Annotated in this window: 11 protein-coding genes; all 11 read left to right on the top strand. The window is 25.2% G+C overall.

All coding sequences use genetic code 4. The features are described from left to right. Window positions 1-96 precede the first annotated feature (96 nt). Window positions 97-2,319: an ATP-dependent helicase gene (locus D2845_RS06720; RefSeq protein ID WP_110858121.1), complete on the top strand. Its 2,223-nt coding sequence runs from the start codon at window positions 97-99 to the stop codon at window positions 2,317-2,319. Beyond that, complete coding sequence (locus D2845_RS06715) at window positions 2,300-3,928, top strand: MHO_4530 family protein (RefSeq protein WP_110858122.1); 1,629 nt, start codon at window positions 2,300-2,302, stop codon at window positions 3,926-3,928. Before D2845_RS06720 ends, D2845_RS06715 begins: the two co-directional genes overlap by 20 nt. Next, the gene (locus D2845_RS02745) at window positions 3,910-5,820 is read left to right on the top strand and encodes a M13 family metallopeptidase (RefSeq protein WP_110858123.1); all 1,911 of its coding nucleotides are present in this window, start codon (window positions 3,910-3,912) and stop codon (window positions 5,818-5,820) included. Before D2845_RS06715 ends, D2845_RS02745 begins: the two co-directional genes overlap by 19 nt. Window positions 5,821-6,197: 377 nt before the next feature. Continuing rightward, window positions 6,198-7,541 carry a tRNA uridine-5-carboxymethylaminomethyl(34) synthesis GTPase MnmE gene (gene mnmE, locus D2845_RS02740; RefSeq protein ID WP_110858124.1) on the top strand — a complete coding sequence of 448 codons (1,344 nt, stop codon included), beginning with the start codon at window positions 6,198-6,200 and terminating at the stop codon, window positions 7,539-7,541. After that, window positions 7,542-8,912, top strand: coding sequence for a 23S rRNA (uracil(1939)-C(5))-methyltransferase RlmD (gene rlmD / locus D2845_RS02735; RefSeq protein ID WP_110858125.1), 1,371 nt, complete (start codon window positions 7,542-7,544; stop codon window positions 8,910-8,912). It abuts the gene before it with no gap. A 150-nt stretch (window positions 8,913-9,062) separates the two neighbouring features. Further along, complete coding sequence (gene ftsY, locus D2845_RS02730; protein WP_110858126.1) at window positions 9,063-10,118, top strand: signal recognition particle-docking protein FtsY; 1,056 nt, start codon at window positions 9,063-9,065, stop codon at window positions 10,116-10,118. After that, a complete protein-coding gene (locus tag D2845_RS02725; protein ID WP_002881578.1) occupies window positions 10,118-10,342 on the top strand; it encodes a sigma factor-like helix-turn-helix DNA-binding protein in 225 nt (74 codons plus the stop codon). The genes ftsY and D2845_RS02725 overlap by 1 nt, the downstream gene beginning before the upstream one ends. 87 nt (window positions 10,343-10,429) lie before the next feature. Further along, entirely contained in the window at window positions 10,430-11,152 is a 723-nt protein-coding gene (pyrH, locus tag D2845_RS02720) for a UMP kinase (RefSeq protein WP_002881576.1), read from the top strand. Between the two features lie 22 nt (window positions 11,153-11,174). Next, the gene (locus tag D2845_RS02715) at window positions 11,175-11,726 is read left to right on the top strand and encodes a ribosome-recycling factor (RefSeq protein ID WP_002881575.1); all 552 of its coding nucleotides are present in this window, start codon (window positions 11,175-11,177) and stop codon (window positions 11,724-11,726) included. 71 nt (window positions 11,727-11,797) lie between these two features. Further along, complete coding sequence (locus D2845_RS02710; protein ID WP_110858127.1) at window positions 11,798-12,793, top strand: phosphatidate cytidylyltransferase; 996 nt, start codon at window positions 11,798-11,800, stop codon at window positions 12,791-12,793. A 19-nt stretch (window positions 12,794-12,812) separates the two neighbouring features. Then, a complete protein-coding gene (locus tag D2845_RS02705) occupies window positions 12,813-17,126 on the top strand; it encodes a PolC-type DNA polymerase III (protein WP_110858128.1) in 4,314 nt (1,437 codons plus the stop codon). Window positions 17,127-17,133: the final 7 nt, after the last annotated feature.

Below are 17,133 nucleotides of genomic sequence, written 5' to 3'. Positions count from 1 at the left end.
AAACAGCTATTTTTTATTACTCATCATTTGTAGAAACCTAATAAGATATAATTTAATGTATTAAATATCGAATTTCGATAATAACAAGGAGGAAATATGTTGAATCTGAACAATTTAAATGAACAACAAAAAGCGGCGGTCAAATACAATGATGGACCGTTGAGGATCATTGCTGGAGCTGGTTCAGGTAAAACTCGAGTATTAACGAAAAAAATTTCTTATTTAATTGAAGAATTAGACATAAATCCTTCACGTATTTTAGCGTTAACTTTTTCAAATAAAGCAGCGAATGAAATGAAAACTAGGGTCACAACAATTTTGGAAGACCCAAAAAGGATTCCGACAATAAGTACATTTCACTCGATTTGTTCAAATATTCTTCGTCACGATATCCATTTGTTAGGGTACAAAAATGATTTTCAAATTGTTGATGAACTTGATCAAAAATCAATTCTAAAATCTATTTATTCTGAATTAGGAATCTCAAATAATGAATTTAGTTATAATTCGATTTTAAGTTTTATTCAAAACAAAAAAAATTCATTATTTAATCTTCCTAGCAATGAACAAAAAGAAGATGAAGAAGAAGATCTATCAATTTCAAATGAAGAAAAAAAATCTAATAAAATTAAAGAATCAATTTACAAAAATTACCAAGAAAGACTACAAAGAGCAAAAGCTCTTGATTTTGATGATTTATTAGTTTTTGTATATACTCTATTTTATGATCCAAAATATGAAGCAACTGCAAAAAAATGATCAAAAAGATATGATTATTTATTGGTTGATGAATTCCAGGATACAAGTTTAATTCAATATAAAATTCTACAAAAACTTTGTTCAACAAATTACTTAACTATTGTTGGTGATCCTGATCAAACTATTTATAGTTGAAGAAATGCTGATATAAATATTATTATTAATTTCCACAAAGATTATCCAGATGCATTAACAATTAAATTGGAAGAAAATTATCGTTCAACTAAAACAATTTTAAGACATGCAAACCAATTAATTGACAATAACAAATTAAGATTGGAAAAAAAGATATTCACAGAAAACCAAGAAGGGGAAGAAGTTGATTTCTTTTGTGGTTATAGCGAAGAAGATGAAGCAAGATGAATCGCACAAAGTATTTCTAAATTAAAAAGAAATCGCATTCAATTAAAAAACATTGCTGTTTTATTCCGGACAAATAGTTACTCAAGAGCAATTGAAGAAGCATTAATCAAAGAAAATTCAATATATAAACTTTTTGGTTCAATCAAATTTTATCAAAGAGAAGAAATCAAAGATGCATTGGCTTATTTAAGAGTTATTCATGATGGAAATGAACTAATGTTTCTTCGGATTATCAACAAGCCTTCAAGAAAAATTGGTGAAGTAACTATTGAAAAATTGCTTAATTTTGCTAAAAGCAAAAATCTTGATTTATACACTGCGATTGAAAATAATTTTGATGCTATTCAAGGAAAACTTGGTATCTCCTCATTGACAATGCAAAAAATTGCTGATCTAATTAATGCAATTCGCTGAGCAAGAGTCGCTCTTAAAACTAATTCAATAAGCAGTACATTAAAAGAATTCATGTTTAAGATTATTGGGTATTTTGAAATTTATAAAAATACTGAAGAAGAATATGAAAGTAAAAAAGAAAATTTTTTAAGTTTAATAAACGCAATTGAACAGTGAGAAATAAACAATAAATTTGGTACTATCGCTGAATATTTACAAGAAATGGCACTTATTACAGACCATGATAGTGATGATGATGCAACAAATTTTGTTTCTTTAATGACAGTACATAATGCAAAGGGGTTAGAATTTGATTATGTATTTATTTGTGGTTTAGCCGAAGGTCTTTTTCCTCTGCGTAGAGCAATCATCAGTTCACCTCACAAAGATTTTACTTTTATTCGCTATATGAATACATACAAAGAAAATATTGAAGCACTAGAAGAAGAAAGAAGATTAATGTATGTTGCAATAACAAGGGCAAAAAAGAAATTGTTTTTATCATTCGCAATAAGTAAATCAGGATTTAGCAAACCAAGTCGATTCCTAAAAGAAATGGGTGTTAAGGAACAGCATAATAGTATAAATCTAGCTTCTGATTTTTCAATTGCACAAGAAAATAATCTAAATAATGTTGATTTAATTATTGGTGATTATATTATGCACAAAACATATGGCAAGGGAAAAATAATTGAAATGGTCGATTCAATCATCACAGTCAAATTCGACTTTCAAAAAATCATTAAACAATTTGAAAGATCACACCATTCAATTAAGAAATGGGATGAAAATTCAAATGAGTAATGCCCTTTTAATTCCTTTTGTCATTTTCTTTATTATTGTTATTGTTCTTGGCTCATATTTAGGAATTTATTTCACAACCAAAAGAAAAAAAGCAATTGATACAAAAAATGGTTTCCTTTTTCTTGAAATTGATATTGAAAAAGAAAGAATAAAATCACATAATCATATTTTTGATATTAAATCTCAACCAATTTTTTTAAAAAGATTAAATTTACAAAATCGAAAATGAATTAAACTTAGTAAATTTGAAGCAATCCTTGATAAAAAATCATTACTAACATTTGAAAAAGCTTTAGAAGCTAAAAAAAATCTTTTTATTAGTTTTGAAAAAAAGAAAAACCGCCTTTCAAAAAGCATCATTAAAATAAATATTGATCTTAATTTTATTAATGAAGAAAGAATTTTTTTAACTCTTAATTGAAAAGAATCCAATTATTTGAATAAACTCGTTTTTGAACCAATTAATACTAATATTAGTTATTTAATAACTCCAGATAATAAATATTTTGCCTGTGCATTTATTTTAGATATGAAATCAATCACTAGTGTGAATGCATTTATTAAAATTTTTAGAGATATATGCATAAAAAATAAAATTCTAGGAATAAAAATAATTTGGGATTGAAATAAATTATTTTTCGTCTTTCCTTCACCAAAATTTAGCAAGAAAAAAGCCATGAATAGCATTAAAACAATTCATGATTATGCCCAAACATATAAGACACTTTTTAAAGCCTTTTATGCGTTTGATGGAATTTTATTAACAAAGAATAATAGTATTTTTGCCTATGAACTAATTTTTGATTATTTAAAATCAATCCCTTTAGTCAAGGAATATTGATTATCAAATGAAATAGAAAAAATGCAATCTTTTATTCAATTTCAAAAAAAATATACTGATGTTTCAAATCAATTAAAAAGCAATACAAACATTGATATAAAACCAATCTTTTTCAATGATTTCAATGACAATAATACAAAACTCAATATTTTATTGATTGAAAAAAAATTTAAAAATCTTGAAATTGATAATTTTGAAACTTTATCAATGCTTGATATTTATAAAAACTTTTTCTTTGAATTCTATAAAAACAAAACTGAAACAAATACACAAGGAAGAATTTTAAATATCAATGATTATGTGTTTAATTTTATTGAAAATAATGATGTTAATGAGTTATCATCAAATACAAATTCGTTCTTTCAATTAATTAAAATCAATAATATAAAAACAATGGCAAGAGTTAAAAAGAAGATTGAACAAATTCAAAAAAATAATCCTAATTTATGTACAGCAATTAAGTTAAAAGAACTTGATGATGATATTATTTATTTAATTGATAAATGAGTTAAGGTTATTTGAATTGATGAAAATCTTACTGCGCAAATTAAGAATCCAGCAATTATGCTTTACATAAGATTTTTAATTAAAAAAGCAAAAGATTTAAATATTGCAATTATTTTTGAAAAATTGGACTACAAAAACTATAAGAAACTTATATATGATCATGATTTAAAAATGTTTTACACAAGAAGTAAGGCAACAAAAAACAAAGTAGTAAGAAAGAGAATCTTTTTGAAAGGTAATTTATGAATAAGAAACTTATAAAAGAAAACTTCTTTGAAGCAGTTAATGGTGAATGATTAGCTAAACACAAAATCCCAGATGACAAATCATCAGTTGGTTCTTTTGAAAGACTAGATGAAAATCTTACAAAATTAAAAATTAAACTGCTAAACAAATGAGCAATTAATAATGAAGAAATTAAAAAAGATCCGATCTTAATAGAAATGGTTAATTTTTTTACTTTAGTTAACAATTGAAATGAAAGAAAGAAAAACGGAATTAAACCAGCAATCAAAATTTTAGATTCAATTGAAAAATTAAGTAGTTGACATGACTTAGAAAAAAATTATGCTGATTTTTTATTTAAGGGTTTTGATTTACCCATTCCTTTATTTGTTGAAACTGATTTTAAAAATTTTGAAAAACAAACTCTTTTTGTTTCTTGTCCAGATGTTATTCTTCCTGAAAAGCAATACTATTTAGATGAAGAGAAAAAAAATTCATTATACAAAGTTTGAACAACAATGACAATGAAACTTCTTTTAAAAATTAATAACAATGTTCATTGAGCAGAAGACTTAATTAATAAATCTTTAATTTGAGACACTGAAGCCGCAAAATATATTTTGTCAGCAGAAGAATGAGCAATTGTAACTAATATTTATAATCCCAAAAAAGTTAATAATTTTGATAAAAAAATTAAAGAATTAAAACTATCAAAAATACTATCTAACATTTTTAAACAAGAAATAAATGAAGTTATTTGTGTATCAGATAATTTGATTGATGATTTTGCTAATCTAATTAAAAAAGAAAATTTTGAAAACTATAAAGCTTTTCTATATATCAATACATTATTAAGACTTGCACATTATTTGGACTATGAAAGTCTTATGGTTGCAAATGAATTTTCAAGAACATTAAGAGGTCAAATTAAACCACTTGATAAGAAAAAAGAAGCAACTAAATTTGTTGCTGATTATGTTTTTGCAATGCCATTTGGTAAATATTATGGTGAAACATTTTTTGGTAAAGAAAATAAAAAGAATGTTGAAAAAATGATAAGTAAAATGATTTCAATTTATGAAAATCGTTTAAGAGAAAATACTTGACTATCACAACAAACAAAAGAAAAAGCAATTCTTAAATTATCTAAAATTGGTGTTTATGTTGGATACCCTGAAATAATTGATGAATTTTATCAAGATTTAATTGTCAAAAAATATGACGGTTACAATGATTTATTAATGAATGTACTTAATTTTTATGCAATAAGAAAAAAATCTGAATTTAAACAATATGGCAAAAAGAAAAATAAAGATTTATGATCAATGACACCGGCAATTGTAAATGCATATTATAATCCAACAAAAAATATCATTGTTTTCCCAGCTGGAATATTACAAGCTCCCTTTTATAGCAAAAAACAATCTTCATCAGCAAATTATGGAGGAATTGGAGCTGTTATAGCACATGAGATATCACATGCTTTTGATAACAATGGTGCAAACTTCGATGAAGTTGGAAATATGGTCAATTGATGAACGAAAGAAGACAAAATCGAATTTGAAAAAAGAGCAAAAAAAATGATCGAATTATTCGATGGCAAAAAAACTGAAGCAGGAAAATGTAATGGTAAATTAACTGTTTCAGAAAACATTGCTGATGCTGGCGGAGTTTCTTGTGCACTCGAAGCAGCTAAAACTGAAAAAGATTTTAATGCTAAACATTTTTATATTAATTATGCAATTAACTGAAGATCTAAATACCGTAAAGAACTACAAAAATTACTTTTAGATACTGATGTCCATGCTCCAACAATCTTAAGAGCTAACATTCAAGTTCAAAACTCAGATGATTTTTATACAGCTTTTAATATTAAAAAAGGTGACAAAATGTATTTGAGTCCTAAAAAAAGAGTAAAGATTTGATAAAAATTACTTTAAATTAAGCAAAGAAATTCTAGCTTTGTTTAATTTTTTTATTTTCTTGAAAACAAATTTAAAACTTATTTAAAATAAGTATTTTTTTTAAGAAAATTAAACTAAATTTAATTAAAAAAAATAAAAATTTCTATTTTTTTAAATGTTAATAAATTAGTTTTTACAAACAGATAATTAACATAGTTTTAATTCTTTTTTTCATCTTATTTTTAGTAATATTTTGATGTTATTAAGATTTTAACAACTCTTATTGTTCTTATTAATTTAACTAACAACAAAACTCAAATTTTTCAAATTTTATATAAACATAAATTTATTTTGTATCAGTGTCATAATCAAATTAATTTTTTAATTTATAATTTCAATTTATGAAGAATATTTATAATGACACAATAACTGCAATATCATCAGGAAATATTAATCAAGCCATTTCAATAATTCGAATTTCAGGTCCAGAAGCAATTGAAATTATAAAAAAAATTTATACTGGAAAAATTGGCCAAGATAAAACAATAACATATGGTTATATTGTTGATCCTAAAACAAAAAAAATCATTGATGAAGTTTTAGTTAATTTTCATATTGGAAATAAAAATTATACTGGAGAAGATACCATTGAAATAAATGCTCATGGAGGAATTATTGTAACAAATAAAATTCTCAATTTAATAATTGCCAATGGTGCAAGAATAGCAAACCGAGGTGAATTTTCAAGAAGAGCATTTTTGAATGGAAAAATAACATTAGAAAAAGCTGAAGCGATTAATTCATTAATTCATGCTAAAACAAATATTCAAGCTGAAATTGCAATAAAACAATTCAATAATAAAGATAATGAAATTATTGAAAAATTAGAAGAACAATTACTGACTATTATTTCAATCATTGAAATCAATATTGATTATTCAGATTATAATGATATTGAACAAATGGATAAAAATAAATTATTAAAATTAATTTCTAATCTAAAAAATAATATTGAAATAATTATTAAAAAATCAGAAAATGCAACTGATGTATATAACGGAATAAAAGTTGCTATTGTTGGACAACCTAATACAGGAAAATCATCACTACTAAATCTTTTATTAGAAAAAGAAAAAGCAATTGTTACAGATGTTGCTGGAACAACAAGAGATGTTGTTGAAGATGATTATGAATTAAATGGAATTTTATTTCGAATTATTGATACAGCAGGAATCAGAAAAACAAAAGATTTAGTTGAATCAATTGGAATTGAAAGATCAATTAAAGCAATTGAAGAAGCAAAAATTGTTGTTCATTTAACAAGTCCATTGCATACTGAAAATGAAGAAGATAAATTAATTAAAAAATTATCAAAAAATAAAATTTATATTCCTGTCATAAATAAAAGTGATTTATTAGAAAAAAAAGTTTCAAAAGATATTGTTTTAACATCTGCTAAAAACAAATATACTTGAGAATTAAAAAATGCTTTGGTAAAAAATTATTTAAATCTTGATTATGAAGATCCAGAACTTATTTATAACACGAGACGTTTAGGACTTCTAAAACAATGTGTGAATGAATTGGAAACTGCAATTAAAAGTTTACAATTGGGTTATGGACCTGAAGTTGTTATTTTAGATATCAATAAGGCTTGAATGATTTTAAGAGAAATTCTTAATAAAGAACATGATAATGAGGCTTTATTAGATAATATGTTTAATAAATTTTGCTTAGGTAAATAAATGGATAATAATCAAAATAAAATTACTTTAAAAAAAGGATTGATTTTAAAAAAAATTCAAAACCAATCAAATCTTAATCAAGGATTATCATATGAAGGATTATGTATAATCCGCGATTTTGATATTCCTATTTTTGTATATAACTTATTACCAAATGAAATAGCAGATATTGAAATAACTTATTATTCTAAAAAATGTTGTTTTGCAAAAGTAATTAAACTTTGAAATAAATCAAGTAAAAGAAAAGAATTAAATAATCAATTAAAAGAATTATATGAAAGTGGTTCAAGTCCACTTCTTTCTTTGTCATATCAAGATCAATTAAACTTCAAACAAACAATTATTAACAATTTATTTCAAAGAAATCTAAATTATTTTAATGTTAAAAAAATCATTAAATCTAACAATCAATTAAATTATCGAAATAAAATAAGTCTCCAAATTGAATACCATGAAAATCAAATTAAATTTGGTTTTTATAAAAAGCACAGTCATCAATTAATTGCACAAAGTGATTTATACTTAGGAAACTCAACAATTAAAAAGTTCTATAAAAATATTTTATTAGATCCAAATAATCAATTTGATCAAGAATTAAAAAAAGCAATTTTTAATCTAAAACCTAAAAAAATAATTTTAAGATCGCCATCAAATAATAATTTAAATGAAGAAATTGAAATTATTTTAATTTTAAAAAATCATCCAAATAAAAACTTAATTGATAATTTAGAAAAAATAAATAAAAAAATATCAATTTATAAATTTTCAATCTTTATTGAAAACAAAAATCATTGAATAAATTTATTGCATCACAATGGAATTGAGTATCAAATTAATAATTTTAGATTTAATGTAAAGAATGATAGTTTTTATCAGATAAATGAAGAAATTATGGTTTTGATTTATCAACAAATTTTTGATTGAATTGAATCAAGTAATTTAAACATTGTTGATGCTTTTTCTGGGGTTGGAACAATTGGAAGTTATATTGCAAATAAAGCAAATAAAGTTTATTCAATTGAAATTAATCAAATTGCAACAATGCTAGCAAAAAGTAATATTTTAAAAAATAAACTTAAAAATCTTGAAGTAATTAATGATGATGCAAATGATTGGATTGTAAAGAATGCCAAAAAAATTGATTTAGCAATTTTTGATCCACCAAGAGAAGGATTAAAAAAGCAAAGTATTGAAGCAATAATTCAATCAAAAATAAAAAAAATAATTTATTTAAGTTGTGATCCTAAAACCTTAGTTCGTGATTTAAAAGAATTAATTAATAATAATTATTTAATAAAAGAAGTTATCCCTTATGATATGTTTCCTCAAACGCATCATATTGAAACATTAGTTTTACTTGAAAAAAAATAAGCTCTTTTTAAAATATAAAAACTTAATTAATTAAAAAATAAAAAAATCTATATGAATTCGCTAATTTTTACTAACAAATTTTTTATTAAATTTTTTTATATTAAAATTTATAAATAAAATAAACTTATTTATTTTATCTAAGGAGAAATAATGGGATTTTGGTTAAGATTAAAAGAAAAACTATTTGGGACTAAAGAAGAAAGAATCGCCAAAAAACAAGAAAAAATTGAAGCTAAGGAAAAAAAGCAATTAGAAAAAGAGTTAAAAAAACAAAAAAAACTTGATAACTATATTGCGGGTTTATCAAAATCAAATTCTTCTTTTGTAGAAAGTATTAAGCAACTTCAAAATAGACATAACAAAATCGATGAAGAATTTTTTGAAGAATTAGAAGAAATTTTAATTATGTCAGATATTTCAATAAAATTAGTGCAAATTATTATTGAGGAATGTAAAAAAGAAGTTCGTAATGAAAATATAGATGATCCGAAATTAATAAATGAAATTATTGCAGATAAATTGTTCACAATTTATACATCAAATTCAATTGTTGATACAACTTTGAATATTAAACCAAACCGCATAAATACAATTTTGGTTGTAGGTGTGAATGGTTCGGGGAAAACAACTTCAATATCTAAAATTGCTCATAAATTAATTTCTGAAGGAAATAAAGTTTTAATTGCAGCAGCAGACACATTTCGGGCAGCAGCAGTTGAACAACTTGAAATTTGGGCAAACAAAGTTGGCGCTGATATAATAAAACCATTACAAAATGAAACTGATCCAGCAGCGGTAGTTTATCGTGCAATCGAAAAAGCAAAAGAACAAAATTATAATGTTTTAATTATTGATACAGCCGGAAGACTTCAAAATAAAATCAATTTAATGCAAGAATTGGCAAAAATAAACAAAGTATTATCTTCAAAAATTGAAGGTGCTCCACATGAAAGTTTATTAGTATTAGATGCAACAACAGGACAAAATGGTATTTCACAAGCTAAAGCTTTTGGAGAAGCAACAAATTTAAGTGGAATTGTTTTAACAAAAATGGATGGAACATCAAAAGGTGGAATTGTTCTAACAATTAAAGATGAAATTAATTTATCGGTTAAATTTATTGGATTAGGTGAAAAAGTCGAAGATCTTGAAGAATTTGATCTTGAATCATATATTTTTGGATTAATGAAAGGCATTAATGAATAATGCAAGATCTTGAAGAAAGAAATAAATTAATTGAATTGTACGATAAATATTCAGCACTATTAACACAATCACAAAAACAAGCAATATATTTACATTTATTTGAAGATTTATCATTTAGTGAAATTGCTAATGAATTAGCAATGACCCGTGCTGGTGCTTATGACGCAGTTAATAAAGCAAAGAAAAAATTACTTTTACTTGATGAAAAAATTAATGAAAAATAATTTTTTTAAATTCTCAAATTAATATCCTAAAGATATTATATTTAAACTATATAATTTATAAAGATAAATCTATTTGGGGGTTTAGCCGTGAGTTACAAGTACAAACGAGTTTTAATAAAATTATCTGGCGAAGGGTTGGCAAATAAAGAAAAAAGCTTAGCAATTGATTATGAATTAGTTAATAAATTTGCAAAGCAATTACAAATAATAATTAAAAATAAAGTTGAAGTAGCAATTGTTGTTGGTGGTGGAAATTTTTGAAGAGGAACAAGTGCGGCAAAAAATGGCATCCATCGAGTGAGAGCTGATTATATTGGTATGCTTGCTACAACAATGAATGCATTAGCACTTCAATCTGGGTTTGAACACAATGGATTACAATCAAGAGTTCTATCTTCATTAACAATGGATCCAAAAGTTTGCGAAGTTTATATTAATGAAAAAGCAAAAAAATATTTAAAAGATGGTCAAGTTATTATTTTTGCTGGTGGAACTGGAAGACCTTTTTTTACAACTGATACAGCTTCAACACTTTATGCTTCGGAGATTGAAGCGGATGCAATTTTAATGGGTAAAAATAATATTGATGGTGTCTATGATAGTGATCCAAAATTTAATAAAAATGCAATTAAATTTGATAGGATAACTTATGATGAATTATTAGAAAGAGATCTGAGAGTTATTGATCAAACTGCAGCCGCAATGGCAAAAGATAATGATATTGATATAATTATTTTTGATATTAATGAAGAAAATTCATTATTAAGAGCAATTGAAAATAAAATACCTAATACAGTTATTACAAAATAGGAATAATATTTAAGGAAAAATTATGGAATTAAGTTTTTATATTGATAATTTAAAAGAGAATATTGAAAAAACAATAGCAAATTTTGAAAAACAATTATTAAAAGTAGCCGTTGGAAAAGCAAATCCGGCTTTGATTAGCAAAATTAAAATAAATTATTATGATTCATGAATGAATCTTGATGAAATTGCTTCAATCACACCGAATGGACCACTTGAATTGTTTGTGAAGCCATATGATATGGTGATTTTAAAAAATATTGAAAAAACTATTCTTGATCAAAAATTAAATATTACAGTTATGAATATGGGTCACCAAATTAGATTAATATATCCACAAATGACAACTGAAAAACGTCTTGAGATGACTAAATTATTAAATCAAACAACCGAACAATCAAGAGTTGGAATTAGACAAATTCGTCAAGATATCAATAAGCAAATCAAGGCCGATAAAGAATTATCAGAAGATTTACAAAAAAACTTTTTAGACCAAATCCAAAAAGAGACTGATAAGGCAATTGAAAGAATAAATAATTTAGCCAAAATTAAAGAAAAAGAATTGATGACAATATAATTTTTCTTTATTGGCTATTTTTTATTTCTAGGAATCACTTAAAATTAAGAAATCAATAAAGGTAAAAAAATATGAAAAATATTAAGCAAAGAATAAAATCCGCAGTTATTTTATTAGCAATTTTAATTCCTTTTTTATTGATTGTTTATTTTGGAAAAATTGCAGGTAAAGTAATTGGTGTTTCATTTTATGCAATAATTACAACTTGAGCTGTTTATGAAGTTTTGTCACATAGTGTTTTAAAAAAATGACAAAATGTATTAATTGCAATTTTGAGTTCAGTTATTTGGATGATGCCATTTGATTGATACCAAATTCCAGTGAATACAGCAAACATACCAAACCAGGAAGATTCAAGTTCTTTTTTATATTTAGCAAACCATACCGGAATTAGTATTACCGAAGTTGCAATTCAAATTAAAAAAGCAATCTTTTTTTCAACTGATACTTTAACTAATTTTAGAGCACTTCAAATTTCAATTATCATTATTTTTATTTCTTTAATATATCTAATAAATTTATTTGTTTTAAAGAAACCAATTAAGCAAAAAATGATTTCATATTTCATTGCAATTTTTGCTACCTGATTTATTCCACTTTCTTTCAAAACATTATTCATTTATAATGCAAGTAGTTTATATTTCTTGTTTGCAATAATCATTATTCCTGTTGTTACAGATTCTTTTGCTTATTTTGGAGGTTCTTTGCTTGGTAAAAAATTAATTAAGGTTGGTTTTGCACCAAAAATAAGTCCAAAAAAATCATGAGAAGGAGTATTTATTGGTTTTCTTTTTGGGGCTTTATTTGTTTTTATTACAATGTATCTAGGACATTTAACAAATAACCAAAAATTTGTAATTTTTAAGAATTGAAAACAACTTTTAGCAGGAATATTTTTATTACCAACAGTTTCAATTATTGGTGATTTAGCATTTTCAGGAATTAAAAGACTATATGAAATTAAGGATTTTTCTAATTTAATTCCTGGACATGGTGGATATATGGATCGTTTTGATTCAACTTCATTTGTTGTATTAATGACATCAGCAATTTTATTTATTAATTAATTTTAAAAAAGGAGATTTTATGCTTGATAAGAGTTTTGAAATTTTATGCAAGGAAATAAAATTTGAAGCTTCAAGTGTTTTTGATGGAACAAAACTTTTATCGGTTCAACCAGCGATTGAAGGATATAAAAATTGAGTTTTTGATCTTTTGTTTGAAGAACATATTGATATTTTGGAATATATAAACTTTAAAAATGCTTTAAAGAAAAAATTTCCTGATTGTAAAATCAATTTATCAATTCAAAATGTAATCTTAGATAAAAAAATAGTTGCAGATTATTTGAAATATGTTATTAATAATTCTTTTTTAAACTTAGAATCAATCTCAGGATTTATTACTCCTGAAACCTTAGAGTTAAGTGATAATCAAATAGTTTTTAATATTCCGCTAAAAAATGCGTATGAGAAATTTAAACTATACAATGACAATATCAAATTAGCGCTTAAAAAAATTGGGTTTGAATTTCTTTTTCCAATTTATAAATTAGATGAAAAAAAAGAAATTAACAAAGGAAAATTTGTTGTCAACAATTTAATTAATTCATTTGATTTATATAAAAAAGAAGCGGAGCAAAATTTAATTAAAAATCAAGAAAATAAAATTGCCTTTAATTCCAAATTTACAAAAAATAATCAAAAACCAATTGAAATGAGCATAAGTGATGCCTTAATGACTTTTGAGCAAATTAGAGTCATTGTTAAGGGTGAAATATTTTTTCTTGAGCAAAAATTAACGAGTACAAATAAAAGAATTTTAAGTCTTCGAATTTCAGATTATCAAGAAGCTATTACAATTAAATGCATTCAAGATGAAGATGAAGAAAAACCTAATTTAAAAGAAGGCGACACAATTTATGTCCAAGGACTTTTAAGTGATGATGCTTATACAAAAACAAAATTCATCATGGCATCTGGAAAAAATTGGTTTACGACCACAAGTCCCCTAATCAGTTTATCAAAAGACAACGAGGAAGAAAAAAGAATTGATTTAGCAATTCGGACAAACATGAGTGTTCAGGATGGGATTTCTTCACCAGAAGAATATTTAAAAGCAGTTACTGCGTATAATCATGAAGCAATTGCGATCACAGATTTAGATAATGCCCAAAGTTTTCCAAGTTTTTATAACTTATTGAAAAAAAATAAAAATATTAAACCAATTTATGGTGCAACAGTTTCAACAATTTCAGCAAGAAATTCAATATTTATTGGGTATAAAGATTTTATTTTAAAAGATGCCGAATATGTGGTATTTGACCTTGAAACAACAGGATTATCTTCAAGATTTGATGACATTATTGAATTTGGAGCATCAATTATTAAAAATGGGATGCAAATTGAAAAAATTCAATTTTTCTTACAAACTAAAAAGACTTTGAGTCAAAAAATCAAAGAATTGACAAATATTGATGAAATGCAATTAAAAAAAGGTCTTTCACAAGAAGAAGGAATTAAAAAAATTTATGAAATTTTAAATGGAAGAATTGCAGTTGCGCATAATGGTAGTTTTGATATGCGAATGTGTTTTCAAAAATTTAAAAACTACAATTTGGATATTAACAACTTAGTTTGCATTGATACATTAAGAGTTTCTTATTTTTTAGATACAGATGAAAGAATTCATAAACTTGAAAAAGTATGTAAGCGTTTCAATATTTTATACAATGTTGCAGAGGCACACCGCGCTGATTATGATGCAAATGTTTTAGCACAAGTTTGATTGCGGATGATTCATCGCTTAGCAGTTGAAAAAAATATTCATAACGCAAATGAATTACTAAATATTGATACAACATTGTGATCAAAAAGAAAAAGACCAACAGAGATTCGGATCCTAGCAAAAAATCAAGAAGGATTAAAAGAATTATTTAACGTTTTATCAAATTCATTAACATCAGACTTTGCTGAAGGTCCCAAGTTTTATATTGAAAATAAAAATAAATATCAAAATCTTTTATTTGGTTCAGCCACAAATCAATCACTTCTATGGGACAAAGTTCTTTTTGGAACAGATGATGAAATTCTTGATGAAATTAAAAATTTTGATTATATTGAACTACCACCAATTAGTTCCTTTGTTTATTATGTGCAACAAGAAGACATTGCATGAAGTGATTTACAATGAGCATATAAAGATTTAATTGCTAAATGTGATAGTTTAGAAAAAATCTGCGTTGCAACCTCAGATGCAAGATATGTGTATGATTACCAAAAATTGATTCATGCAATTTATATTAATGCTCCTTCTCTAGGCGGGGGTAAACATTGATTAAAAAATAAAGAACAACCAATTTTTAAATATTTAACAACAAAAGAAATGCTTGATGAATTTGTATTTCTAAATGATGAGAAAAAAATTAAAGAAATTGTGATTTATAATCCGAAAAAAATTGCGGATCAAATTGGTGATATTCAAGTTATTAAGGATAAATTATATGTGCCAAGTTTCGATAATTCTGAAATCAAGTTAAGAGAATTAGTGTATGAAAATCTCCACCAAAAATATGGTAATAATCCAGATAAAAAAATTGTTGAAAGAATTGAAAAAGAACTAAATCCAATTATCAAATATGGTTACTCAGCAATTTATTGAATTAGTCATAAACTAGTTAAGCGTTCAAATGAAGATGGATATTTAGTTGGAAGTAGAGGTTCGGTTGGTTCATCAATTGTTGCGAATCTGGCACAAATTTCTGAAGTTAATCCACTTGAACCACATTATCTTTGTTTAAGTTGTAAATATTTTGAATGAAATACAAATGAAAATATTTATTCCGGTTGAGATTTGCCAGATAAAAAATGCCCAAAATGTAATGAACTTTTAACAAAAGATGGACATAATATTCCTTTTGAAACTTTCTTAGGGTTTGAAGCAAATAAGGTTCCTGATATTGATTTAAATTTTAGTGGTGAATATCAACCAATCATTCATAACTTAGTTAAGGAATTATTTGGTGAGGATCATTCATTTCGCGCAGGAACAATTTCAAAAATTGCTTTGAAAACTGCTTTTGGATTTTGTGAAAAATATATGCATGAAGTAAGATCTTCTGAAATTCCTTGATCAAGAACATTTTTAGATTTTTTAGCAACAAAATCAGCCGGAGTCAAGCGGACAACGGGTCAACACCCCGGTGGAATTATTGTTATTCCTAAAGAATTTGATGTTGAAGATTTTACGCCAGTTAATTACCCTGCAAATGATACAAGTAGTAGTTGAAAAACGACACATTTTAATTTTGAATCAATTCATGATAATGTACTAAAACTTGATTTGTTAGGGCATGATGATCCGACAACAATTAAAATGCTTGAAGATTTAACAAAAATAAGTGTTAAACAAATCCCTAAATTTGATAAAGAAGTTATGAAATTATTTTATACAACTGAATCATTGGGAATTGAACCAAGTATGATTGATAATGAAACAACAGGAGCATATGGATTGCCTGAATTTGGAACTTCCTTTGTAAGGGGAATGTTGAAAGAAGCACAACCTCGTACATTCAATGACTTAATTTTATTAAGTGGACTAAGTCATGGAACAAATGTTTGAGCAGGAAATGCTGAAGATTTAGTAAAAAAAGGGTTTAAATTAAAAGATTGTGTTTGTTGTCGTGATGACATTATGCAAGAATTAATTAAAAAAAATATTGAACCGCTTATTGCATTTGAAATTATGGAAAGAGTGCGGAAAGGCAAAGGATTAACAACCGAACAGGAAGAGTTATTAATCAATAAAAATATTCCTTCATGATACATTAATTCATTAAAGAAAATTGAATATATGTTTCCAAAAGCTCATGCCACAGCTTATGTAATCATGGCTTGAAGAATTGGTTGATATAAACTATATTATCCACTTGAATTTTATGCTTCATATTTTTCAATTCGTCCAGATGCAATTGATATTGAAACAATGTCAAATGGGTATAATAAAGTAAGTGCCTTATTATATGAATATAAAAATCGTAAAAATGATCGTTCAAATCCGCTTTCAACAAAAGAAAATGCACTAATTACAACGTTTGAAATTACAAAAGAAATGTATGCAAGAGGTTATAAAATCCAAAATGTTTCACTTGAAAGATCACAAGCAAAAGATTGAATTGTTGATAAAGAAACTAATTCCTTGATTCCTCCGTTTATTGTTGTTGATGGCCTTGGGGACACCGTTGCTGAAGCAATTATTAAAGCAAGAAATGAAAGTCCTTTTTTATCAATTGAAGATTTAATTGATCGTGCAAAAATAAACATTAAAATTTGTTCAGAATTAAGAAAATTAGGAATCTTAAAAGATCTAAACGAAACAAACCAAATTGAATTATTTTAAAAATAAA

The sequence above is a fragment of the Metamycoplasma alkalescens genome (assembly GCF_900476125.1).
Taxonomy (GTDB): domain Bacteria; phylum Bacillota_I; class Bacilli_A; order Mycoplasmatales; family Metamycoplasmataceae; genus Metamycoplasma; species Metamycoplasma alkalescens.
This window is presented reverse-complemented; position numbering and strand designations above follow the sequence as displayed.